Origin of the sequence: Salinicoccus carnicancri Crm (assembly GCF_000330705.1) — a bacterium.
Taxonomy (GTDB): Bacteria; Bacillota; Bacilli; order Staphylococcales; family Salinicoccaceae; genus Salinicoccus; species Salinicoccus carnicancri.
This window is the reverse complement of record NZ_ANAM01000010.1, coordinates 200,439-223,506: the sequence shown is the minus strand read 5'-3', so window position 1 is coordinate 223,506 and position 23,068 is coordinate 200,439. Positions and strand designations below refer to the sequence as shown.

Annotated in this window: 29 protein-coding genes and 1 other annotated feature; of the genes, 25 read left to right on the top strand and 4 right to left on the bottom strand. The window is 49.1% G+C overall.

The annotated features are described in order from the left end of the window. Positions 1–74 precede the first annotated feature (74 nt). The 3 genes from C792_RS0113540 to C792_RS0113530 are packed head-to-tail and all read right to left on the bottom strand — an operon-like array spanning position 75 to position 3,328. Positions 75–1,337, bottom strand: a complete 1,263-nt coding sequence (locus C792_RS0113540) for a dihydrolipoamide acetyltransferase family protein (protein ID WP_017550001.1) — start codon at positions 1,335–1,337, stop codon at positions 75–77. A gap of 12 nt (positions 1,338–1,349) precedes the next feature. Then, the gene (locus C792_RS0113535) at positions 1,350–2,336 is read right to left on the bottom strand and encodes an alpha-ketoacid dehydrogenase subunit beta (RefSeq protein ID WP_017550000.1); all 987 of its coding nucleotides are present in this window, start codon (positions 2,334–2,336) and stop codon (positions 1,350–1,352) included. An 11-nt stretch (positions 2,337–2,347) separates the two neighbouring features. Then, a complete protein-coding gene (locus tag C792_RS0113530; protein WP_017549999.1) occupies positions 2,348–3,328 on the bottom strand; it encodes a thiamine pyrophosphate-dependent dehydrogenase E1 component subunit alpha in 981 nt (326 codons plus the stop codon). A gap of 199 nt (positions 3,329–3,527) precedes the next feature. Between C792_RS0113530 and C792_RS0113525 the strand changes: the two genes are divergently transcribed. The 8 genes from C792_RS0113525 (at position 3,528) to C792_RS0113490 (ending at position 9,459) form a co-directional block, all read left to right on the top strand. Further along, complete coding sequence (locus C792_RS0113525; RefSeq protein WP_017549998.1) at positions 3,528–3,917, top strand: transcriptional regulator GutM; 390 nt, start codon at positions 3,528–3,530, stop codon at positions 3,915–3,917. A gap of 2 nt (positions 3,918–3,919) precedes the next feature. Continuing rightward, positions 3,920–4,453, top strand: coding sequence for a PTS glucitol/sorbitol transporter subunit IIC (gene srlA, locus C792_RS0113520; protein WP_017549997.1), 534 nt, complete (start codon positions 3,920–3,922; stop codon positions 4,451–4,453). Between the two features lie 11 nt (positions 4,454–4,464). After that, complete coding sequence (gene srlE / locus C792_RS0113515; protein ID WP_017549996.1) at positions 4,465–5,481, top strand: PTS glucitol/sorbitol transporter subunit IIB; 1,017 nt, start codon at positions 4,465–4,467, stop codon at positions 5,479–5,481. Between the two features lie 22 nt (positions 5,482–5,503). Further along, positions 5,504–5,863: a PTS glucitol/sorbitol transporter subunit IIA gene (locus tag C792_RS0113510; protein WP_017549995.1), complete on the top strand. Its 360-nt coding sequence runs from the start codon at positions 5,504–5,506 to the stop codon at positions 5,861–5,863. Positions 5,864–5,882: 19 nt separating this feature from the next. Next, entirely contained in the window at positions 5,883–7,178 is a 1,296-nt protein-coding gene (locus C792_RS0113505) for an NAD(P)H-dependent oxidoreductase (RefSeq protein WP_017549994.1), read from the top strand. 130 nt (positions 7,179–7,308) lie between these two features. Beyond that, positions 7,309–7,770, top strand: a complete 462-nt coding sequence (locus C792_RS0113500) for a PTS sugar transporter subunit IIA (RefSeq protein ID WP_017549993.1) — start codon at positions 7,309–7,311, stop codon at positions 7,768–7,770. Between the two features lie 21 nt (positions 7,771–7,791). Then, positions 7,792–9,150 (top strand): PTS galactitol transporter subunit IIC, encoded by a 1,359-nt coding sequence (locus C792_RS0113495; RefSeq protein WP_017549992.1) that lies wholly within the window; start codon positions 7,792–7,794, stop codon positions 9,148–9,150. Positions 9,151–9,171: 21 nt separating this feature from the next. Continuing rightward, on the top strand, positions 9,172–9,459 hold the full coding sequence (locus C792_RS0113490; protein WP_017549991.1) for a PTS sugar transporter subunit IIB: 288 nt from the start codon (positions 9,172–9,174) through the stop codon (positions 9,457–9,459). 87 nt (positions 9,460–9,546) lie between these two features. Here C792_RS0113490 and C792_RS0113485 read toward each other — a convergent pair whose 3' ends face one another. Beyond that, a complete protein-coding gene (locus C792_RS0113485) occupies positions 9,547–10,128 on the bottom strand; it encodes a protein-L-isoaspartate(D-aspartate) O-methyltransferase (RefSeq protein WP_017549990.1) in 582 nt (193 codons plus the stop codon). 215 nt (positions 10,129–10,343) lie between these two features. Between C792_RS0113485 and radA the strand changes: the two genes are divergently transcribed. The 17 genes from radA (at position 10,344) to rplJ (ending at position 23,068) form a co-directional block, all read left to right on the top strand. Further along, the gene (gene radA / locus C792_RS0113480) at positions 10,344–11,714 is read left to right on the top strand and encodes a DNA repair protein RadA (RefSeq protein WP_017549989.1); all 1,371 of its coding nucleotides are present in this window, start codon (positions 10,344–10,346) and stop codon (positions 11,712–11,714) included. Positions 11,715–11,737: 23 nt separating this feature from the next. After that, on the top strand, positions 11,738–12,790 hold the full coding sequence (locus C792_RS0113475) for a PIN/TRAM domain-containing protein (RefSeq protein WP_017549988.1): 1,053 nt from the start codon (positions 11,738–11,740) through the stop codon (positions 12,788–12,790). Positions 12,791–12,792: 2 nt separating this feature from the next. Then, on the top strand, positions 12,793–13,479 hold the full coding sequence (gene ispD / locus C792_RS0113470) for a 2-C-methyl-D-erythritol 4-phosphate cytidylyltransferase (RefSeq protein WP_017549987.1): 687 nt from the start codon (positions 12,793–12,795) through the stop codon (positions 13,477–13,479). Further along, positions 13,472–13,957 (top strand): 2-C-methyl-D-erythritol 2,4-cyclodiphosphate synthase, encoded by a 486-nt coding sequence (gene ispF, locus C792_RS0113465; protein WP_017549986.1) that lies wholly within the window; start codon positions 13,472–13,474, stop codon positions 13,955–13,957. Before ispD ends, ispF begins: the two co-directional genes overlap by 8 nt. Continuing rightward, complete coding sequence (gltX, locus tag C792_RS0113460; protein WP_026090372.1) at positions 13,954–15,408, top strand: glutamate--tRNA ligase; 1,455 nt, start codon at positions 13,954–13,956, stop codon at positions 15,406–15,408. The genes ispF and gltX overlap by 4 nt, the downstream gene beginning before the upstream one ends. A gap of 275 nt (positions 15,409–15,683) precedes the next feature. Then, positions 15,684–16,340: a serine O-acetyltransferase gene (gene cysE / locus C792_RS0113455; RefSeq protein WP_017549984.1), complete on the top strand. Its 657-nt coding sequence runs from the start codon at positions 15,684–15,686 to the stop codon at positions 16,338–16,340. Further along, positions 16,324–17,718: a cysteine--tRNA ligase gene (cysS, locus tag C792_RS0113450; protein WP_017549983.1), complete on the top strand. Its 1,395-nt coding sequence runs from the start codon at positions 16,324–16,326 to the stop codon at positions 17,716–17,718. The genes cysE and cysS overlap by 17 nt, the downstream gene beginning before the upstream one ends. Beyond that, positions 17,711–18,115, top strand: a complete 405-nt coding sequence (locus C792_RS0113445; RefSeq protein ID WP_026090371.1) for a Mini-ribonuclease 3 — start codon at positions 17,711–17,713, stop codon at positions 18,113–18,115. The genes cysS and C792_RS0113445 overlap by 8 nt, the downstream gene beginning before the upstream one ends. Continuing rightward, positions 18,108–18,848, top strand: a complete 741-nt coding sequence (gene rlmB, locus C792_RS0113440; protein WP_017549981.1) for a 23S rRNA (guanosine(2251)-2'-O)-methyltransferase RlmB — start codon at positions 18,108–18,110, stop codon at positions 18,846–18,848. Before C792_RS0113445 ends, rlmB begins: the two co-directional genes overlap by 8 nt. A 2-nt stretch (positions 18,849–18,850) precedes the next feature. Beyond that, on the top strand, positions 18,851–19,378 hold the full coding sequence (locus tag C792_RS0113435; RefSeq protein ID WP_017549980.1) for an NYN domain-containing protein: 528 nt from the start codon (positions 18,851–18,853) through the stop codon (positions 19,376–19,378). Positions 19,379–19,440: 62 nt separating this feature from the next. Continuing rightward, the gene (locus C792_RS0113430) at positions 19,441–20,079 is read left to right on the top strand and encodes a sigma-70 family RNA polymerase sigma factor (RefSeq protein WP_017549979.1); all 639 of its coding nucleotides are present in this window, start codon (positions 19,441–19,443) and stop codon (positions 20,077–20,079) included. Between the two features lie 37 nt (positions 20,080–20,116). Beyond that, positions 20,117–20,254, top strand: coding sequence for a 50S ribosomal protein L33 (gene rpmG / locus C792_RS14800; protein ID WP_083854871.1), 138 nt, complete (start codon positions 20,117–20,119; stop codon positions 20,252–20,254). 17 nt (positions 20,255–20,271) lie between these two features. Further along, positions 20,272–20,448, top strand: a complete 177-nt coding sequence (gene secE / locus C792_RS0113425) for a preprotein translocase subunit SecE (protein ID WP_017549978.1) — start codon at positions 20,272–20,274, stop codon at positions 20,446–20,448. 19 nt (positions 20,449–20,467) lie between these two features. Next, positions 20,468–21,007, top strand: coding sequence for a transcription termination/antitermination protein NusG (nusG, locus tag C792_RS0113420; protein ID WP_017549977.1), 540 nt, complete (start codon positions 20,468–20,470; stop codon positions 21,005–21,007). Positions 21,008–21,147: 140 nt separating this feature from the next. Further along, positions 21,148–21,573, top strand: coding sequence for a 50S ribosomal protein L11 (gene rplK / locus C792_RS0113415; RefSeq protein WP_017549976.1), 426 nt, complete (start codon positions 21,148–21,150; stop codon positions 21,571–21,573). Between the two features lie 77 nt (positions 21,574–21,650). Further along, the gene (gene rplA, locus C792_RS0113410; RefSeq protein WP_017549975.1) at positions 21,651–22,352 is read left to right on the top strand and encodes a 50S ribosomal protein L1; all 702 of its coding nucleotides are present in this window, start codon (positions 21,651–21,653) and stop codon (positions 22,350–22,352) included. 41 nt (positions 22,353–22,393) lie between these two features. Beyond that, positions 22,394–22,539 (top strand) — a sequence feature (ribosomal protein L10 leader region). A gap of 28 nt (positions 22,540–22,567) precedes the next feature. Beyond that, complete coding sequence (rplJ, locus tag C792_RS0113405; RefSeq protein WP_017549974.1) at positions 22,568–23,068, top strand: 50S ribosomal protein L10; 501 nt, start codon at positions 22,568–22,570, stop codon at positions 23,066–23,068.

The following is a 23,068-nucleotide window of genomic DNA, read 5'->3' as shown; positions in this document are numbered from 1 at the left end:
AACCTCCTTGTATCGTAACAATTATATCATTTAATAAATCGAATGCCATCCCGTTCAAGGAATGGCAGTCTGAGTCAGAGTATCAATTCAACTGGATTTTCTGCAAGATGCTTTACAGTATTGCAGAATGCTGCAGCGGGGGCACCGTTTACCCCCCTGTGATCAAACGACAGGCTGAACGTTGCCGCCTTTTTATTGATAAGGCGGCCATCGTGGACGGCTGGCCTATCCATTGTACCGCCTATGCCGAGTATACCTGCCTGAGGCTTGTTGATAATCGGTGTAAACTGCCTGATGCTGTACATGCCGAGGTTGGAAATCGTGAATGTCCCTCCCTGCATTTCAGCAGGAATTAATTTTCCATCCCTTGCCTTACTGATCAGTTCTTTACTGTCATCCCTGATGGAAAGAAGGGATTTCGACTCTGTATTTTTGATGACCGGGACAAGCAGCTCTTTGTCTACGGCAACAGCAAGACCGATGTTTCGGGCATCATGATATTGTATCACATCGTTTTCGAAGGTGATGTTGATCTCAGGATGTCTGTTGAGTGCTCTGGAAGTGATGAGAATGAAAAGATCGCTGAATGACACTTTATCATCCGGATTCTGCTGATTTACACGGTTTCTGAGGTCGATGAGATTGTCCATTTCGACTTCAAAGTCGATTGTTACATGTGGAATGGACGTGCTGCTGTCAGCCATCCTGTCAGCGACAGTTTTTCTGGCTCCTTTCAGTTTCTCAGTGCGGACTCCAGTTGCCAGGTGATTGACGGGAGTCTTCTGATGTTCCTCAGAACCGGATGTGTGATCTGCCACATCCTGCTTATGGATGCGCCCGTTTCTTCCGCTACCTGAAACATCATGGATATCAATTCCCTCATTTCTGGCCAGGGCGCGTGCGGCAGGCGTAGCCCTTACTTTTCCAAGGCTGTTTTCCCTGGTTCCGGACACGGTCCTATCACTCTTTGATGGCGCTTTTTCTTCTGGTGTCCCGGTATCGGAAGATGCGGCATTATCCTCTCTGCTGCCTTTTCCCCCTGTTTCTTCAGCAGAAGCTTCTGAGCTTAATCCTGGAGCGGTATCAGGCACTCCCTCACCTTCTTCCCCGATGTATCCGATCACATGGTTTACGGGTACGACATCGTCGGCTCCGAAGTATGTTTTCAGAAGAATACCTTCATGGTAGGCTTCCACCTCTATGTTGATCTTATCAGTCATGATCTCAAGGATGGGCTCGCCAATCTCTACGGTCTCCCCCTCATCCTTGAACCATTCGATCACAGTACCTTCGGCCATGGTACTGCTAAGCTTGGGCATGAATATTTCGTTCGGCATGATTAACCCTCCTTAAGATTGGTAATTGACCATTTCCTGAATATTTTCGACAATCTCCTCTACAGAAGGAACAGATGCCTTCTCCAGCACCGGGTTGTACGGAACCGGGACAAACGCCGCTCCGAGACGCCTTATAGGATAGTCAAGATAATCGAAAGCTTCGCTTTCCGCAACTATGGAAGCAATTTCTCCGCCAATCCCTCCGAATTTGACAGCTTCATGCACTACAAGCAGTCTTCCGGTCTTTTTGACTGATTCCACGACTGTTTCCGTATCGAACGGCACCAGTGTTCTCGGATCCACCACCTCTACATCGATTCCTTTTTCTGAAAGCAGATTGGCGGCCTCAAGGGATTTGTGGACCATCATTGCGGTGGCGACAATCGTCGCGTCTGTGCCTTCTTGTTTGATATCCGCTTTGCCGAGAGGGATGCTGTATTGTTCTTCAGGCACTTCCCCCGATGTTTTGTACAACAGTTTATGTTCATAGAAAACGACCGGATTGCTATCATCTATTGCGGCTTTGAGCAGGCCTTTTGCGTCTCCGGCTGTTGAAGGCTGTACGACTTTAAGACCGGGTATATGCGCAGCCCATGCCTCGAGGCTCTGTGAGTGCTGGGCTGCAGCACCTGTGCCGGAACCTGATGGCGTCCTGAGAACCATCGGAATCGTTCCCTTCCCGCCGTACATATAACGTATTTTTGCCGCCTGGTTTGCCAGGTTATCCATTGCGATAGTGATGAAGTCTGAGAATTGCAGTTCCAGTATCGGGCGCATTCCTGTAAGTGCAGAGCCGACTGCGGTACCGGATATCGCAGCTTCTGAAATGGGGGTGTTCCTGATGCGTTCGGGCCCAAACTCTTCAATCATGCCTCTGGAGACACCAAATGCGCCTCCATATACACCGATATCTTCTCCGAGCATGTAAACATCTTCGTTATTTCTCATTTCCTGCGACAAAGCTTCTCTGACAGCCTCTAAATAAGTTATTTCTCTCATGTTTTTCCCTCCTATTCAGCGTAGACATCTTCAAGCAGTGTGGATACATCGGGTTCTTTGCTGTCGAGTGCGAATTGGACGCTCTCCTCAATCATCTCCACAGCTTTCTTTTTGATATCCTCAGCGTCCTCTTCTGTAAAATGGCCGGCCTCGATGAGCTTTTCCTTCATCAGTCTGATCGGATCTCTGTCTCTCCATTGCTTTTCCTCTTCACGGGTTCTGTATTTTTTCGCATCACTTTTCGAATGCCCTTTCCATCTGTAGGTTTTGCATTCCACAAGGCTTGGCCCATTTCCTTCCCTTGCGAATCTGACAGCTTCATCTGTCGCCTGCATGACATCGAATATGTCATTTCCATCCACGACGCTGCCGGGGATGCCATAGGAGGCGGACCTGTCAGCGATATCGCTGACATTTGTCATATCATTTACTGATCCGGACATCCCGTACTGGTTGTTTTCGCATACAAAAATGACAGGCAATTTCCATATGGATGCAAGATTCAGAGCTTCGTGGAAACTTCCTTCGTTTGATGCACCGTCTCCGAAGAAGCAGACTACGACATATCCTTCGTCTTTCATCTGGGAGGTGAGGGCTGCGCCGGCTGCGATTGCAAACCCGCCTCCGACGATCCCGTTTGCACCGAGATTACCTTTTTTGAGGTCGGCGATGTGCATTGAACCGCCTTTCCCCTTGCAGTACCCAGTTTCTCTGCCGAAAAGTTCTGCCATCATATATCTCGTGTCCGCACCTTTTGAAATACAGTGCCCGTGGCCCCTGTGTGTGCTCGTGATTTTATCACTGTCATCAAGCAGAGCGCATACGCCGGCGGCAGATGCTTCCTGTCCCACCGCCAGATGGGTTGTTCCGTGTATCTTTCCCTTTGCGAAAAATTCGTCGACTTTTTCATCAAAAAGTCTGATAAGCCACATCTGTTCATAAAGTTCTGTCAACTTCTCTGTGGAAACAGCTTCCGGCAATTTCAGGTTCATATGACATACCCCTTTCATTTACATATGTTCAACTATGGAACATTTGATAAAAATGATAATGGATAAGACGCATCATGTCAAACATAACTGAATTTTATTTTAAGTTTTAATTTTCAGATATCTATTGACATGCGGATGGAAACGCTTTACTATTTACATAAGTTCTTTATTGGAACAAATGTAAAAGGGGGAGTCGGGAGTGCAGACATGGATATTCATTGCATTATTGTTTGCCGTCTTATGGGGGCTTCAGTTTCTGCTCACTCACTATCAGTTGAAAAATTATCATCAGACGATACGCGAGATGAGCAAAAGGGGTTCAGGATATTTGGGAGTAGGAAGAAGCAAAAGGCGATTTGGCAAAGGGGTAGTCATGGTTTTGGTGGCTGATGTGGATGATGTTGTGGTAGAAGCGAGAAAAATGGAAGGTGTCACAGTCTTTTCCAGGTTTGAGGAATACTCGGAGCTTGCAGGGCAAAAAATGTCATCCCTTCTCTCCTATGAAGCGGAGCCACAACTGCAGCAGGCGATTGTAAGTGCAGTAGAGAAAATCGAAGTGACTAAAGCTGATAAGGAAAGGCAGGGGTAACTATGGACTTTGTAGTCAGGATTGCAGAAGGTTTCATCGGCATGTTCCAGGAAGGCGGGGATACATTCATGGGGATGGTGACAGATATCATTCCCTTGCTGATTGTACTGATTACCGCCGTGAATGCAGTTGTAAGGTTTGTCGGTGAAGATAGGGTGACCAGATTTGCACAGAAACTCACGAAATATTTCATACTCCGCTATACACTATTTCCGATTTTGGCAGTGTTTTTCCTGACCAATCCGATGGCGTATACATTCGGGAAATTTCTGCCGGAAAAGCAGAAACCGGCTTTCTATGACTCAGCCGTTTCCTTTGTTCACCCGATTACAGGGTTGTTCCCGCACGCAAACCCGGCGGAACTGTTTGTGTACCTGGGCGTGTCAGCAGGACTCACGACACTCGGCATGCCTCTCGGACCGCTGGCTCTTATGTATTTTGTGACCGGTGTTGTGGTCATTCTGATCCGGGGGATACTAACGGAGATAATCACAGTGAGGATGATGAAAAAACAAGGGCTTTTAAAGGATGAATAGGGGGTTCAGAAATGTATAAATCAGTTAAAATTTCAAAAGGTTCCGGCGGATGGGGCGGTCCTCTTATGGTCACCCCCAGTGCAGAAAAGCCATATGTAGTCTCGGTTACAGGTGGCGGCATCGATCCGCTTGCCCAATACATTGCTGACCAGACAGGGGCAGAAGCAGTGGATGGGTTCAATACGAAAGTGGATTACGATGAAATGGCGTGTGTAATCATAGACTGCGGAGGCACTGCAAGATGCGGCATCTATCCAAAAAATGATGTGCTTACGGTAAATCTGCACGGAACGGGTCCATCGGGGCCGCTCATGCAGTTCATTAAAGAAGATAATTTCGTCTCCGGGGTAAGGGAGAGGAATATTGAACTGTCTGAAGATGGGGGGACATCGTCAGATGGAACCAATCCGGTCAAACCGGCTGCTGCCGGCAGGAAAACCTCGAAAGAATTGAAAGAAGAAGCAAAGCAGAAAGTTGCCGACAACAAAAAGGAACCTGAAAAGAAAAAATTCATTGAACGTATCGGCCGTGCCATGGGTGGCATAGTCAGCGTATTCTATCAGGCCGGACGCGAAACGATTGATCAGGTCATCAAAAACATACTTCCATTCATGGCATTCGTATCAATGCTCATCGGTATCATTACATTCACCGGCATCGGCGATCTCATCGCCAATGCAGTAACCCCGCTTGCCGGAAACATTCTGGGTCTGCTGCTGCTTTCGGTAATCGTATCACTGCCGGTACTGTCACCTGTACTGGGCCCTGGTGCGGTAATCGCCCAGGTAGTCGGTGTCCTGATTGGTGTAGAAATCGGCAATGGCAATATACCACCGGAAATGGCCCTGCCTGCATTATTTGCAATCAACCCTCAGGCAGGTGCGGATTTTGTGCCGGTTGGACTGACCCTGGGGGAGGCAGAGCCGGAGACGATCGAAGTCGGTGTGCCGGCAGTGCTGTTCTCAAGAGCGATCACAGGACCACTTGCTGTTCTGATTGCATTCGGTTTCAGTTTCTTCATTTATTAACAGCAAAGGAGATTTTTGAGCAATGGAAAAATTAAACGCAACAATCAGTGAACTCGGCAACGAATGGGAAATGATGAAAAGTGAAAATATGGTGATTCTGTTCAACGAAGACTCACCACAGGAACTGCGGGACATTTCAGTGGTCCATGATGGTGCTGTTTCAGAGATAGTGGAAGCAGGAGATGTTATGGAACTTGGTGATGAATCTTATGACATATTGTTTGTCGGCGGCAAAGCGAATGAAACACTCCGTGAGCTGGGACATGCGACATTCCAGTTCAATGGTCAGAGCGATTCAGACTTGCCCGGTACGATATGCCTCGAGAAAAAAGAAATTCCCAGTCTTGAAATAGGGCAGAAAGTCATCATCAAATCTAACTAAAACATGGAGGTAGTAAATCATGCTTGGAATAAACAGAGAACTTGAAAAGCTGGAGAAATCAGGCAAACAGATAAATGTAGGACTGGTAGGTGCAGGCCAGATGGGCAGAGGCATGATTTCTCAAATCGCCTCCATGAATGGCATGAAGGTCGTTGCAACATCAGATATACAGATTGATAATGTGATTCGTGCGTATGAACTGGCAGGCATCCCTTCCGAAGAAGTGATGGTCGCAGATACTCTCGGGCAGGCGGCACAGGCGGTGAAGGAGAACAAGAGCGTTGCAATGATAGATTCCGGCCTTCTGTGCCAGGTGGACGGTATCGATGTGATTGTTGATGCAACCGGGATCCCGGAAGTCGGCGCTTCAGTTGCCCTCGGGGCAATCGAGCATAAAAAGCACATCGTCATGCTGAATGTCGAAGCTGATATTACAGTCGGTGTCTACCTTAACAGTCTGGCAGAGGAGCAGGGAGTCGTATATACGGGGTCTGCAGGTGATGAACCGGGAGCGATAATGGAACTGTACGATTTTGCCGATGCACTTGGGTTTGAAGTGGTCGGGCTGGGTAAAGGGAAGAACAATCCGTTAAATCAAGATGCCAACCCTGACAGTGTTGCAGAGGCGGCGAGAAAGAAGAAATCCAACCCCAAAATGATCGCTTCATTCCAGGATGGCACCAAGACCATGGTGGAGATGAATGCAGTGGCCAATGCCACCGGATTCCTGCCGGACCAGCCGGGTATGCATGGTTTTAAAGCCGGTGTCAAGGAACTTCCGGAAATCTTCAGGCTCGAGTCTGAAGGTGGAGAGGTGAGGAATCATAAAATCGTCGATTTTGTGCAGGGTATCGCCCCCGGTGTATTCGCCATCATCTCATCAGAAAAGGAAGAAGTGAACGAAGAAATGAAATATTTGAGCATGGGGGAAGGGCCGAACTATGTACTTTACAGGCCATATCATCTGACAAGCCTTGAGACGCCGCTGTCAGTTGCAAAAGCCTATCTGCATAACACACCGACCATTGCACCATACAAAGGGATGGTTGCCGAAACTGCAACAGTAGCCAAAATTGACCTGAAAGCAGGAGACAGCCTGGATACAATCGGAGGGTATACAATATACGGAAGAATCTACGATTATGAAGAGGCCAAATCCATGAATGCCCTGCCTGTCGGACTTGTCAGCAATAAACTGGTGCTGAAGAATGATGTCCGAAAAGGGGATGTCATCACTTACGATGACGTCGACCATGATGAGTCCTCCCTCATATGGGAACTCAGAAAAAAGCAGGATGCAATGCTTGAGCGATAAATTATGGCATCTACTGGAATAACCATGGATCTGTGAACAGGAGGGTTCATGATTTTGGGGGAAATATGAATTTTGGTTTAAAGCGAACATCTTTCATCTGAAAGAAGGGCTGCAATGGAAGGAGAAGACAATGCAGATTGACGAAGAGTTGATGATGATCGACATCGATTTTCAAACGAAGGAGGAAGTTTTGGAAGCGATGGGCACAAGGCTGTACGAGTTAGGGTATGTCGCGGATGATTTCATAGAGAATGTCTTAGACCGAGAGGAGAATTTCCCCACAGGTCTTCCCACTTCTCCCTACGCTGTTGCCATCCCGCATACTGATACTGATAAAGTGATCGAGCCCGGAATTGCTCTGGCGACATTAAAAGAACCGGTGCCATTTTCAAGTATGGGGAATGCGGAGCTGGAGGTCGGTGTGAAAATAGTATTCATGCTTGCCGTAGACGCGCCCGGTGAACAGGTGACCACCCTGCAGAACCTTATAGAGATGGTGCAGGATGAAAGGGTTGTTTCGAAGCTCGCCACAGTACGGAGTATCGATGAGTGCAACAAGGTGCTGGATGATTTTAAAGAGCAGAAAAACTAGATCCGATTTGGATAAAAGGGGATGAGGGGTGTGCAGGTTTTTGAACAGGTAATGCAGTGGTTTCTTGATTTAGGGGCAAGTGTCATGCTCCCTATAATTTTTCTTGTTTTTGGACTGATACTAGGAGTGAAATTCGGCAAAGCGTTTAAAGCGGCTTTGACCATCGGTGTCGGCTTCATAGGACTTAACCTGGTGATCGGTCTTCTGACCGACAACCTGGGACCTGCAGCTGAAGCGATGGTCGAGAACTATGGGTTGTCAATGCAAACCATAGATGTAGGATGGCCGGCTGCTGCCGCCATAGCATATGGCACATTTTTGGGGAGTATGGCAATCATAGTAGGAATAGTAGTCAATGTTTTATTACTGGTGACAGGTATGACGAAAACCCTCAATGTCGATATATGGAACTTCTGGCATATCGCATTCTCGGGTTCCATCGTCTATGCCATTACAGGGGATTTTGGGCTGGGAATATTCACCATGATTACACATTCGATGCTAATCTATTACTTGGGGGATATAAGTGCCAAATATGTGCAGAAATATTACGGCCTTGCCAATATGTCCTTTCCTCACGGCCTCTCGGTGGCAGGGCTTGTATTGGCGCTGCCGTTGAATTGGCTCTTTGACAGAATCCCGGGTTTGAATAAACTCAACCTCAGCCCCGAATCGATACAGAAGAGGTTCGGGATTTTTGGTGATAATACAGTATTGGGTTTTTTCATAGGTATAATAATCGGTCTGCTTGCAAGTTACGGTGTAGGAGAAACATTGGGGCTTGGTGTGGCGACAGGTGCAGTGATGCTACTTTTGCCGAGAATGGTGTCCCTTCTTATGGAAGGGCTTTCTCCAATATCTGAGGCGGCGACGGATTGGGTCAAGAAGAGGTTTCCCGGCAGAGAACTGTTCATCGGGATGGACAGCGCACTGGCAGTGGGGCATTCTTCAGTGCTGGCGGCCTCCTTGTTGCTCGTTCCAATTACTTTACTCCTGGCAGTGATTCTCCCGGGCAATACCACGCTGCCGCTTGGAGACCTGGCAACCATTCCTTTCATCATCTGTCTGATGGTGCCTGTTTTCAGAGGGGATATTTTCAGGAGTGTCATAGGGGGCGGAATCCTTCTTGCAGGTGCATTGTATATTTCTTCATGGGCAACGCCGTTCATTACCGAAACTGCAAAATCGGCCAATTTTGATCTGGGGGGGAATACATCAATCACAGTGCTGAGTGACGGAGGTGCGTGGACAACCATCCTGTTTGGCGGGCTGGGCGACCTGGCCGGCTGGATTGGCATTGGAATTGTATTTTTGGTTACGCTGGTTCTGATAGTGTATAAGAATAAAGTCAGTGACTTGAAAAAAGAACAGGAATCATAAATAGTTAAGGAGGCGAAGAAAATGACGAAGAAACTTTTGATAATGTGCGGAACTGGTGTAGCGACTTCGACAGTGGTGACGGGGAAAGTGAAAACATGGCTCGAAGATAACGGTCTGGAGGATAAAGTCTCGCTGCATCAGTCGAAGATAAGTGATGAGTTAAACCGCATCGATGACTATGATATCATCGTTTCCACGACCATTGTCCCGGATGACATCCGGGACAAAGTGATCGACGGTGTGCCATTGCTTACAGGAATGGGAGTAGATGAGATGTATGACAGGATAGAGGAAAAAATCAATCAATGAATCGACACGGTGGTCGAATACATCGAAAACCGGCGGATGCATCATGGTGCATCCGCCGGTTTTCATGTTGCTGTGAATAACCCGGTGTTATCCTCCGCCTTCCTCCAGTCTGACGAATCTGACGTGCTCGAGAAAGGTGCTGCTGATATTTCCAGATTCGTCTTTTTCGATCAGCAGGAGTTTCTGGCTGAAGGTGTCCCCGACGGGGATGATCATCCTGCCTCCGGGTGCGAGCTGGCGGGTAAGTGCATCGGGGATTTCAGGGGCGGCGGCTGTGACCATGATCCTGTCATACGGGGCGTGTGCTTCCCATCCGCGGCTGCCGTCACCAAGGTGGAAATGGATATTGGTATACCCTTCCGCATGAAGCCGCTCCTTCGCCTGCTGATGGAGCGGCCCGATCCTTTCGACTGTATGGACGTCTTCTGAAAATTTGGCGAGAAGGGCGGTCTGGAAGCCGGACCCCGTTCCGATTTCCAGTACTTTGCTGTCATCTTCAAGCTTCAGATGCAGTGTCATGTTCAAGACGAGTGACGGCTGGGATATGGTCTGGCCGTGCCCGATGGGGAACGGCATGTCCATATCTGCATCGTCTTTGTGCTCATCCATATATACGCTCCGGTCGAGATTCCGGAAGAATGCTGTGATTTCATCCTTTGGATACTTCATGGAATGCTCACCTGCCTTTTAATCCCCATACCCGGATTATGGAGAGGTTATACGGTATGAATAGGAATATGCGGGTATTCTCTTGAACTTCATTGATAATTTTCCGGGCTGCGGGGAATATTATCCCTGTGCAGGGGGTCCAAGCTTTAAAATTACATTAAATAGTAATACAATAGTAACGATAAACAAAAATAAAATAGGAGGAATAGTGCCTGATGGCTAAAGCGAAAAATGTATTCGAATGTATGGCCTGCGGATATGAATCCCCGAAATGGGCGGGGAAATGTCCGAACTGCGGCGCATGGAACCAGATGGAGGAGAAGCTGGTCCATAAAGAGACCACGGGCAGGGGGACATTCGGCAAACCTGAAAAGCAGGAGCGGCAGCGGAGCCGCAAGCTGGACCGTGTCAAAAAAAGCCATACCCCCAGGACGCTGACCCAGAGCGGGGAATTGGACCGCGTGCTCGGCGGCGGCATCGTGGACGGCTCACTGATCCTCATCGGAGGAGATCCGGGAATAGGGAAGTCGACGATTCTGCTGCAGACGGCCTTGAAACTGTCGGAAGACCATGAAGTACTCTATGTTTCTGGTGAGGAATCACTCGAGCAGATAAAACTGCGCGCGGACCGGCTGCTTGAAGCGAGCGACAATCTGAACGTATACAGCGAAACAAATCTCTTCCATATCCACGATGAAATCAAGAACACCAAACCTGATTTCCTCATCGTAGACTCCATCCAGACCATCTTCCACCCGGATGTCACGAGCGCGCCGGGCAGTGTCTCACAGGTGCGTGAATGTACCCAAAGTCTAATGAACATCGCGAAAAGCGGCAATATTGCTACATTCATCGTCGGCCATGTGACGAAGGAAGGTCAGATCGCAGGCCCGAGGATGCTTGAGCACATGGTGGATACGGTCCTTTATTTCGAAGGGGACCAGCATCATACCTACCGCATTCTGAGGGCGGTCAAAAACCGCTTCGGTTCAACGAACGAAATGGGTATGTTCGAAATGAAGAATGTGGGCCTCACTGAAGTATTGAATCCGTCGGAGATATTTCTAGAGGAACGTTCCAAAAATGTCCCGGGTTCTGCGATTGTTGCAACCATGGAAGGGACGCGTGCAATGCTCATTGAAGTGCAGGCGCTGGTTACACCGACGCATTTCCACAATCCGAGACGGATGGCAACGGGCATAGATCATAACCGCCTGTCGCTCCTCATGGCGGTGCTCGAGAAAAGTGAAGGGTTGCTCATGCAGCAGCATGATGCCTACATTAAAGTAGCCGGCGGCGGGAAACTGGAAGAGCCGGCGGTGGATCTGAGCATCATCGTGAGCATCGCCTCGAGCTTCAAGGGTTCTGCGGTACGCGGTGATGACTGTTTCATCGGCGAGGTCGGCCTGACGGGGGAAGTGAGACGGGTCACGAAAATCGATCAGCGGCTCATGGAAGCAGCCAAACTCGGCTTCAGGCGTGCCGTCATCCCGGCTTCGAACATGAAGGGCATCGAGGTTCCGGAAGGCATTGAAGTCATCGGTGCCCGCACATTGAAGGATGCCCTGAAGGCTGCTGTCAAATAAGAAGACAAGGAGGTTAGGCCGTTATGCTGAAATATCTGCTGTATGTTCTTTATTTTCTCATAGGGATTTCGCTCGGGGTCTGGCTGTTCCCGGAACTCGTCCAGGTGCTGCCGGTGGCGGTGCCCGCCATCGTCGGCAATGTTCTCGTATACGGCGTTCTGGGCGGTTTTCTGTTCCTCGGGCTGTTCCTCTGGACCGTACCGAAATTCGAGTCGCTCATCAGGAGGGGCGAGGGACTGATCATGAACCGCAACCTTTCGGAAATCGTATTTGCCACTCTGGGAATGATCATAGGACTTTTAATTGCTGTCTTAATTTCATTATTGATCAACACCATGGACATTCCCATCTTCGGCGATATCATCCCGTTCGTTCTTGCGGTTGTCCTGGGCTATCTCGGGTTCCAGATCGGTCTCAAGAAATTCAGTGAAGTGCTGGATCTGTTTCCGAAAGCCGGCGCCTCGAAAGATGCCGGAGAAGCAGCACGGGGGCAGAAGAAATTTCTTGATACCAGCGCAATCATAGATGGTAGAATAGTGGATGTATTGAAAACGGGATTCGTTGAAGGGGAGCTCATCATCCCGCAGTTTGTGCTCGATGAGCTGCAGCTCATCGCGGATGCGACGGATCCGATCAAACGCGACAAGGGCAAAAGGGGTCTGGATATGCTCAATGCGTTGCAGGAACTGAGCAGAAGCGTTAATATTATGCCGGTTGCCTACGAAAAACTTGATGTGGACCACCAGCTGATAGAACTGGCCAAAGAGGAGAACGGCGCTGTTGTCACCACAGATTACAACCTCAACAAAATCTGCCAGCTTCATCAGATCAAAGTGCTCAATGTCAATGAACTCTCAGACGCCATCAAGATGGTCGTCATCCAGGGGGACACATTCGACCTTCTCGTGTCGAAAGCCGGCAAAGAGGAAAAACAGGGTGTCGGCTACCTCGAAGATGGTACAATGGTAGTTGTAGAAAACGGCAGAAAATTGATAAACCAGACGATAAAAGTAGAAGTGACAAGTGTTCTCCAGACCAACTCAGGGAGAATAATCTTTTCAAAGAAAGTGAGCTAAATATGGGATATGTTGCAGTAATACCAGCCGCGGGCCTCGGCAAGCGGATGGGTTATGATTATAATAAAGTCTTCATCCAGATCAATGAAATGGCGATCATACAGATGACGATTGAACAATTTGAAAAGGACAGGAACTGTGATGCCATCTATCTTGCGGCCAGGAAAGAAGAGATGGACAGCATGATCGACCTGTTCTCCTCGTCCTATAAAGTAAAAGGTGTGTTCGAGGGCGGGGACGAGCGGCAGCACAGTATCTTCAACGTTCTGAAAAATATCCCTGAGTGCGAGTATGTGCTTATTCACGACGGGGCGCGGCCGTTTGTCTCACAGGATATACTTTTTGAATTGTATGAAAACGTCAAGCACAAGTCTGCTGTGATCTGTGGCGTGAAGGTGAAGGACACCATCAAGAGGGTTGAAGGCGGCAAAGTCAAAGAGACCGTCCCCCGGGACGAACTTTTCGTGACGCATACCCCACAGGCATTTAGCTATGACCTCATCATGAGGGCCTACAGTGAAGCGGAAAAGAATAACCTGAGTGTGACGGATGATGCGGGCATGGTGGAATCGTTGGGCGAGGAAGTCCATGTTGTCACATCGAATTACGACAATATAAAAATCACTACCATGGAGGATCTGATCATGGCGGAAGCAATCATAAAAAGAATGGTGGATCATCATGTTTAGAATCGGGCACGGTTTTGACGTCCATGCTTTCGAGTCGGGCAGGCCGCTCATCATCGGTGGCATTGAAATTCCGCACGAGATGGGACTCAGGGGTCATTCGGACGCGGATGTACTGCTGCACACGATGGCGGATGCGATACTCGGAGCGCTCGCACTCGGTGATATAGGCAAATTCTTCCCTGACACTGATGAAGCGTACAAGGGTATGGATTCCAAAGTGCTGCTTGCAGAAGTAGTGGAAATGATGGAGGGAAAAGGCTACAGGATCGGTAACATCGATGCTGTGATCATGGCGGAAAAGCCGAAGTTCAGACCTTATATAGACGACATGCGTGAAATATCCGCCTCGCTTTTGAAGGCGGAAACCGGCAATGTTAACATTAAGGCGACGACTACAGAAAAGCTTGGCTTCACCGGCAGAGGAGAGGGCATCGCAAGCGAAGCGGTGGTACTACTTGAAAAAATGGAGGAATCATAATGGATAAAGTCAGAGTAAGGTATGCACCCAGTCCGACTGGATATCTGCACATCGGCAATGCAAGGTCCGCGCTGTTCAACTATCTTTTTGCGCGTCATTACGGCGGGGATTTCGTCATCCGCATCGAGGATACCGACAAGGCGAGGAATGTGGAAACCGGCGAAGAGTCGCAGCTGCACTATTTGAAATGGCTCGGTCTCGAATGGGATGAGAGTGTCGACCAGGACGGAGGCTACGGACCGTACCGCCAGTCTGAACGCGGACACATCTATGATCCACTCGTCCAGCAGTTGCTGGATGAAAACAAGGCATACCGCTGCTATATGACGTCTGAAGAGCTGGAAACGGAGCGTGAAGCGCAGATTGCCCGCGGTGAGATGCCGCGTTATGGCGGACAGCATGCCAACCTGAGCGAGGAAGAGGAAGAGGCGCTGATCGCAGAAGGCAGGCAGCCGAGCATCCGGCTCCGCGTGCCCCGGGACAAGACATACACATTCGACGATATCGTCAAAGGCGATGTGTCGTTTGAATCGAACGGTATAGGCGACTGGGTCATTGTGAAGAAGGATGGTGTGCCGACATACAACTTCGCTGTTGTCGTAGACGACCATTACATGGGAATTTCCCACGTCCTCCGCGGCGACGATCATATTTCCAATACGCCGAAGCAGCAGATGGTCTATGAGGCATTTGGCTGGGAGGAGCCGAAGTTCGGACACATGACGCTCATCGTCAATGAGGATAAGAAGAAACTGTCCAAGCGTGATGGTTCAATCATCCAGTTCATCGAGCAGTACAAGGATCTGGGTTACCTGCCTGAAGCACTGTTCAACTTCATCGCGCTGCTTGGCTGGACACCTGAAGGGGAGGAGGAAATCTTCTCCAAAAAGGAATTCATCGAGCTGTTCGACGAAAAGCGCCTGTCCAAATCTCCGGCGTTTTTCGACAAGCAGAAGCTGACATGGATCAATAACCAGTATATGAAGGAAAAGGATACGGAGACTGTGTTCGAGATGGCGCTGCCGCACCTTGTCAAGGAAGGGCTCGTTGCGGAGAATGCTTCAGAGGAGGAGCTGGACTGGGCGCGTAAACTTGTCGCACTCTATCAGGAGCAGATGAGTTTTGCCGGGGAGATCACGACGCTCTCCGAGCAGTTCTTCAAGGAAGATATCGAGTTTGACGAGGATGCCAATGCAGTGATTTCGGATGAGCATATACCGGAACTTATGACAGCCCTGCATACACGCTTCGGTGAACTTGAGGATTTTTCCCCCGAAACGATCAAGGCTGCAATCAAAGATGTCCAGAAGTCGACAGGATACAAGGGCAAAAAACTCTTCATGCCGATCCGCGTAGCGGTAACCGGTCAGACAAGAGGGCCTGAGCTTCCGGATACGATTTCGCTGCTTGGTAAAGAGAAAGTGATGGATCGCATCGCAAAATTGAAATAGCGGGCAAACACCTTGCAGATGCAGGGCTTATGCCTTATGATTAAGACGATATGGGGACCAGGAGTAGGATTGGCGGCGGAAATCAGAGATCATCCGGAAGCTGCGAGGATGACCGGCCACTGATCAGAATTGCACCCTGTATGCAACTTCATAATTTTGAAGTGCGGACTGTATTTTCAGTCTGCAAACAGAGTGGAACCGTGCATATTGCGCCTCTGTCCCATCATCGGGGCAGAGGCTTTTTATATACGGTGTCAATACAGGAGGGATGAATAGTGTTTCGGAGAATAAATGAAGATATCGACATGGTGCTTGAGTTGGACCCGGCGGCAAAAAACCGCCTTGAAGTATTCTTTACGTATTCCGGTCTCCATGCAGTGTGGTCCCATCTGCTGGCGCACAGGCTCTACAGGAAAAACTTTACGACGAGCGCGCGTATCATTTCACAGGTGAGCCGTTTTGTCACGGGCATTGAAATTCATCCCGGAGCGCAGGTCGGCAGGAGGCTTTTCATAGATCACGGCATGGGTACGGTAATCGGTGAAACATGCCGGATAGGCAATAACGTGACGATATACCAGGGAGTAACGCTCGGCGGTACGGGTAAAGAAGAAAAGAAAAGGCATCCTGATGTGGATGATAACGTGCTTATCGCCGCGGGTGCGAAAGTGCTCGGCAACATCCGGATCCGCGAAAACTCGAAAGTGGGGGCGAACTCCGTAGTGCTCTACGATGTGCCGAAGGATTCGACAGTTGTCGGCATCCCGGGGCATGTAGTCAAACAGGCCGGGGAAAAAGTGAAGAATGCCCGGGATCTTAACCAGACCGACCTCCCCGATCCTATACTGGATATGATCCTAGGGCTGGAAGATGAAATCAAGGACTTTAGAAGTGAAGTCAGAAACGAGGTAGAGAATGGTTCGCATATATAATTCTTTAACAAGACGCAAGGAGGATTTCAGGCCGATCGAGGACGGCAAAGTGAAAATGTATGTGTGTGGTCCGACGGTCTATAACTATATCCACATCGGCAATGCACGCCCGGCCATCGCATTTGATACGGTGCGACGGTATCTGGAGTATAAGGGATACGATGTGAATTACGTATCCAATTTCACCGACGTGGACGATAAGCTGATCAGGGCTTCGATGGAACTGAAAGAGGAGGTCCCAGCCATTGCAGACCGTTTTATCCATGAATTTTTCGAGGATACGGGTGCGCTCAATGTGAAACGGGCGACTGAACACCCGCGGGTGATGGATCACATGGATGACATCATCGAATTCATCCAGGTGCTTGTCGACAAGGGGCATGCCTATGAGTCGGAAGGGGATGTCTATTTCAAAACGCGCTCATTCGATGAATACGGCAAGCTGTCCCACCAGTCGGTGGACGATCTCAAAGTCGGGGCACGCATCGAATCCGGTGAGAAGAAGGAGGATCCGCTCGATTTTGTCCTGTGGAAACAGGCCAAGGAAGGTGAAATCAAGTGGCACTCCCCCTGGGGGGAGGGACGCCCGGGCTGGCATATCGAGTGCAGCGTCATGGCCCGCCATCATCTTGGTGACACAATCGATATCCATGCGGGGGGGCAGGACCTGACGTTCCCCCACCATGAAAATGAAATTGCGCAGAGTGAGTGCATGACGGATGCGACATTTTCGAACTACTGGATGCATAACGGCTACATCAACATCGATAATGAAAAGATGTCCAAATCACTAGGGAATTTTATTCTTGTGCACGACATCATCAGGGAAATCGATCCGAATGTGCTCAGGTTCTTCATGATCAGTGTCCATTACCGCAACCCGATCAACTACAACCGTGAGCTTGTCGAAGCGGCGGCAGCAGGTCTCGAGCGCATCCAGTCAAGTTACGCGCAGGCGCAGGAGCGCCTTGAAACATCCGTCGGCAGCGGCGACGCCGGGGCCTATGTGCGTGTGGTAGAGGACAAGGTCGCCTCATTTGAGCGTCACATGGATGATGATTTCAACACGGCTAATGCAATCACCGTGTGGCATGAACTTGCTACGGAACTCAACAAATATATGCGGGGCAGCACGACGGACAAAGAAGTGCTGAAAGCATTCATGGAAGCATTCGATATATTCAGCGAAGTGCTTGGAGTGACGCTCGTGCGTGAAGAGATACTGCTGGATGAGGAAATCGAGGCACTGATTGAAGAGCGCGATGCAGCACGGGCAAACCGGGACTTTGCCCGTGCTGATGAAATACGCGATTCATTGAAGGCTCAGGGCATCGTGCTCGAAGACACCAGGGAAGGCGTGCGTTTCAAACGTGGCTAGGTTCACACTGGATGACGTCCCGGCCCTGTCGCTCGCCTTTTTAGGAGATGCGGTGTATGCCGTGTACATCCGCACATTCCTCATAAAGGAGAAGCCGTATCTGAAGCCGGACCAGCTGCACAGGGAAGCGAATATGCTTGTCAGTGCGCGTGCACAGTCGGAGGCGCTGCTTCACCTGAAAAACGAAGGTGTACTGACGGCTGCCGAATGGGATATGGCCAAACGTGCGCGGAACAAGTCCAGCGCGACCCGTGCCAAAAATGCCACGATCAAAGAATACCGGAATGCTTCGGGGATAGAGGCGCTAATCGGCTGGCTCGAACTGCACGGGGCACAGGACCGCATAGGGATCCTCATGCAGAAAATCATAGAAAGAGGGAGGGATGGCGATGAGTGATTCCGTAATTGTCGGGCGCCACGCTGTCAAGGAGGCGCTTCAGAATAACGCAGACATCAACAAAGTGATGATACAGGATTCAATCAACAAAGGACAGATCCGGGAAATACTGGACACTGCCAAAAAACGAAGGATTGTCGTCCAGGCGGTACCGAAGAACAAGATTGACGGCCTGACGGCGGAGCGTCACCAGGGCGTGGTCGCCATGGCGAGCCCGCATGAATACATGCCGCTTGAAACGCTTCTCCGTAATATTGAGGGCAGGCGGGCGAACCTGGTCATCCTGGACGGGCTTGAGGACCCCCATAATCTGGGGTCGATTCTAAGGACGTGTGATGCCACCGGCTTTGATGGTATTATCATTCCGAACCGCAGATCGGTGCAGTTGACGGATACGGTCGCCAAGACTTCGACCGGTGCGATTGAACACGTACCCGTAGTCAGGGTGACGAATATCAACCAGACGATAGATGAACTTAAGGAAAAGGGATTCTGGATTGCCGGCAGTGACGGCAAAGGGGAGATGGATTTCCGTGAGTTTACCGCCGATGTGAACACCGCCCTGGTCATCGGCAGTGAAGGCAGGGGAATCAGTAAAAAGACGCTGGAAAAATGCGATTTCATCGTCAGGATTCCGATGGTGGGACATATTACCAGCCTGAATGCATCGGTCTCCGCAGCGCTTCTGATGTATGAAGTGTACCGTAAGCAGAACCCTGCCGGAAGTGAATAGCCATGAAGCGGAAAAAGCGGCGGCTGCTCGTGGTGGACGGCTACAACCTGATCGGGGCGAACAGGGAACTTCACCGCGAATCTCTCCACTCAATGATCGTTCCCAGGGAGAAGGTGCTGGCTGCACTGAGCGAATACCAGTCGGTCGTAAGCTGCGAAATCATCTGTGTATTTGATGCCTATGAAGTAAAATCGAAGGAGAGCATATTTGATTTTCACGGAGTCACTGTAATATATACGAAGGAAAAGGAGACGGCAGATGAGTATATAGAGCGGTTTGTCCATGACAACTATCATCCGCACCTTTGCGAGATCAGCGTTGTCACAAGCGATCTCACGGAGCAGAATGCGATCTTCGCCCTCGGTGCCTACAGAATCTCTTCGCGTGAAATGTGGATTTCACTGTCGGAGGCGGAAAAGAATATCAGCAGGAAAGTGGATGCGATTAATGAAAAAATGCCCAGGCAGAAAATAGATATCGGCGAGGATATCCACGCAAAACTGGAAAAATGGCGGCGCGGCCGTTTCTGACATATTGAATTAAAAGGCGATCCCTCTTATCATTTGTTTAATACAGTATAGGAGGGGTTGTTTTGTACCGGATTACGGACTTTCATTTCATTATAAAAGAAAGCATGGACGATGAGCTGGACCGACTTGCCCTTCAAGTCTACGATGGTGATATGGAAGCATTCGATGCAATCGACAGATATCTTCGCCCAGGTGTCATACACATGAGCTTCAAATACACGAATGCATATAATGAAAGGGAAGACATCGAGCAGGATATGATGGAGTATGCCCTTCGCCTGTGCTACCGGTATGAACATGACAGTGGACACTTCCGGCATTATGTAATGCGCTCCATACGCTTTGAAATGTATAAGCGCATCAAGGAATACCACTCCGCAAAAAGTGGGGAGCATGTCCTCCGCGGACGGATTGCCAACTTTGATGTGGGGGAGTCCCGGGACAGGCGCATGGAGGATCCGGCGGAGCATCTGGTCAAGGAGGAGCAGATCGGTTACCTTCTCGGTGAAAAGAGCGTCTGTTCACCGTTCGAACAGCGGATACTCAGACTTTTCAGAAGCGGCTGGAGCATGGATAATATAGCTGAGCGTCTGAAGGTGGACAGGAGGACCGTGTCGAACAGCCTGTACCGTGTCAGGCGCAAAAAAGAACAGCTGGACCTTGATCCGGAGCCTGAAGGGTCATTTGACAACATGGCCTGAAATCGTTATAGTAAATTAGAATTGAAATGAGGATTTTATGATGAAAGTGGCACTACTGTGCACTGAATGCGGGTCGCGTAACTATACGACACAAACTGAGCATAACGAACGGCTCGTTATAAAGAAATACTGCAAAATGTGCAACCGGCATACGACTCATAAGAGTTCCATCTGATCACAGGAGGAAACAGAATGGCTAATAATAAGAATTTCCTACAGAATGTCGTTAGCGAAATGAAAAAAGTAAGCTGGCCGACAGGCCAGGAGACAGTACGTTATACTACGGTCGTCATGCTCACAGTGATATTCTTTCTGGCGTTCTTCTACGCGCTGGACCTGGGTATCTCCGCTATCATAGACTTAATGTAATAAAAGGAGAGATACTGCTATGTCAGGAGAAAAGAATTGGTATGCTGTCCATACTTATTCCGGATATGAAAACAAAGTAAGAAAAAACCTCGAGGCGCGCGTCGACTCCATGAATATGCAGGACCAGATCTTCAGGGTGGTCATTCCGGAAGAGGAAGAGACGACTGTCAAAGACGGCAAGCGTAAAACTGCGATGAAGAAAACCTTCCCGGGCTACGTCCTGGTCGAACTCGTCATGACCGATGAGTCTTGGTACGTGGTGAGGAACACGCCGGGAGTCACAGGTTTTGTCGGTTCCCAGGGAGCGGGGAGTAAACCGAATCCACTTCTGCCGGAAGAGGCGAAGTTCATCCTCAAATCCATGGGCATGGTCGAGCGCACAGTCGATTTCGAAGTGGAAGTCGGTGAATCCGTGAGCATTGTCGACGGTCCATTCAAAAATCAGGCAGGCGAGATCAGCCATATCGATGAAGAGCGTTACAAGCTCACCGTACTGGTTGAAATGTTCGGCCGTGAGACGCCGGTTGAAGTTGAATTCGACCAGATCGAGAAATTGTAATAAGTCACTTGTAATTCATGCATGAAGATGGTATATTATTATGGTCGAATTTTATTCGGCCATCTTTTTATGGATGCGAGTGGGAGGATGAAAACTACAACATCCTATGACCACATCACGATAACGAGGAGGTGCACATCGTGGCTAAAAAAGTAATCAACGTTGTGAAATTGCAGATTCCTGCAGGTAAGGCGAATCCGGCACCACCGGTAGGTCCGGCGCTGGGTCAGGCTGGTGTAAACATCATGGGATTCTGTAAAGAATTCAATGCGCGTACACAGGAACAGGCTGGTCTCATCATTCCGGTTGAAATATCCGTATTTGAGGACCGTTCTTTCACTTTCATTACAAAAACTCCGCCGGCTGCTGTTCTGCTTAAGAAAGCGGCAAGTGTTGAAAAAGGTTCAGGCGAACCTAATAAAAACAAGGTGGCAACTGTAACTGAAGCACAGGTACGTGAAATTGCTGAAACAAAAATGGAAGACCTGAACGCTGCAAGCGTGGAAGCGGCTATGCGCATGGTCGAAGGTACAGCAAGAAGCATGGGCTTCTCTGTAGAAAAGTAATTAAAACAAATTTTAACGAATGAGTATTAATACAAACGTGGGAGGATAACCCGCTATAACCACAAGGAGGAATAGTAATGGCTAAGAGAAGTAAAAAGTATCAGGCAGCTCTTGAAAAGTTCGACCAGACTTCTGCATATTCAGTAGAAGAAGCGGTAAAACTTGCTAAAGAGACAAGCACTGTTAACTTCGACGCTTCTGTAGAAGTAGCATTCCGTCTCGGTATTGATACACGTAAAAATGACCAGCAGATCCGCGGAGCAATCGTGCTGCCGCACGGTACTGGCAAGTCACAGCGTGTATTGGTATTCGCCAAAGGCGATAAAGCTAAAGAAGCAGAAGCTGCAGGGGCAGATTATGTAGGGGAAAAAGAATACATCGACAAGATCAACGGTGGATGGTTCGACTTCGATGTCATCGTGGCAACACCTGACATGATGGGCGAAGTTGGTAAACTTGGGCGCGTGCTCGGACCGAAAGGCCTTATGCCGAATCCTAAAACCGGCACTGTGACTATGGATGTAACTAAAGCTGTAGAAGAGATCAAAGCCGGTAAGGTCGAGTACCGTGCCGAGAAAGCCGGTATCGTCCATGCAGCTATCGGAAAAGTTTCCTTCGACGGAGAGAAGCTCCAAGATAACTTCCGGGCAATCTACGATGCGCTTCAAAAAGCGAAACCTGCATCTGCAAAAGGTACTTACTTCAAGTCTGCTGCAGTGTCTTCAACTATGGGGCCTGGAATCAAAGTTGACTTGAATGCTGTTGAAGAAACCAAGTAATTGTATATTGACAACTGCAGCCTGATTGTGTATAGTTGCAGTTGTATTTTAAATGATTACCTAAGACAGTAGGAGCACACAGTGCTTAAAACATCATCCTGCCGAGGCAATGAAAACGACTTGAATCTTAATTTTTAATATTCAAGCACTTTTTGCCGTGGGTAAAAGGTGCTTTTTTAATGCACCGGATACACAAAAATTATGGAGGTGTAACTATGTCAAACGTAATTGAAGCTAAGTCACAGCATGTCGATGCCATTTCTGAACAGCTCAAGAACTCTGTATCAACAGTACTTGTTGACTACCGCGGTCTTTCAGTGTCTGAAATGACAGAACTTCGTAAACAGCTTCGTGACGCGGGTGTTGAATTCAAGGTTTACAAAAACACGATGACCCGCCGTGCAGCTGAAAAAGCTGGACTGACGGAAATCAACGAATTCCTCACTGGTCCGAACGCGCTTGCATTTTCAAACGAAGATGTGATTTCGCCGGCGAAGATCATCAATGAATTCGCAAAAGACCATGAAGCTCTCGAAATCAAAGCCGGCATCATCGAAGGTGCGTTCACACCGGCTGAAGATGTCAAGGCAATTGCGACACTGCCGGATAAAGACGGCCTTGTTTCCATGCTGCTGTCCGTACTTCAGGCTCCTGTCCGCAACTTCGCTTATGCAGTTAAAGCTGTCGGCGAACAGAAAGAGAACGAAGAAGCTTAA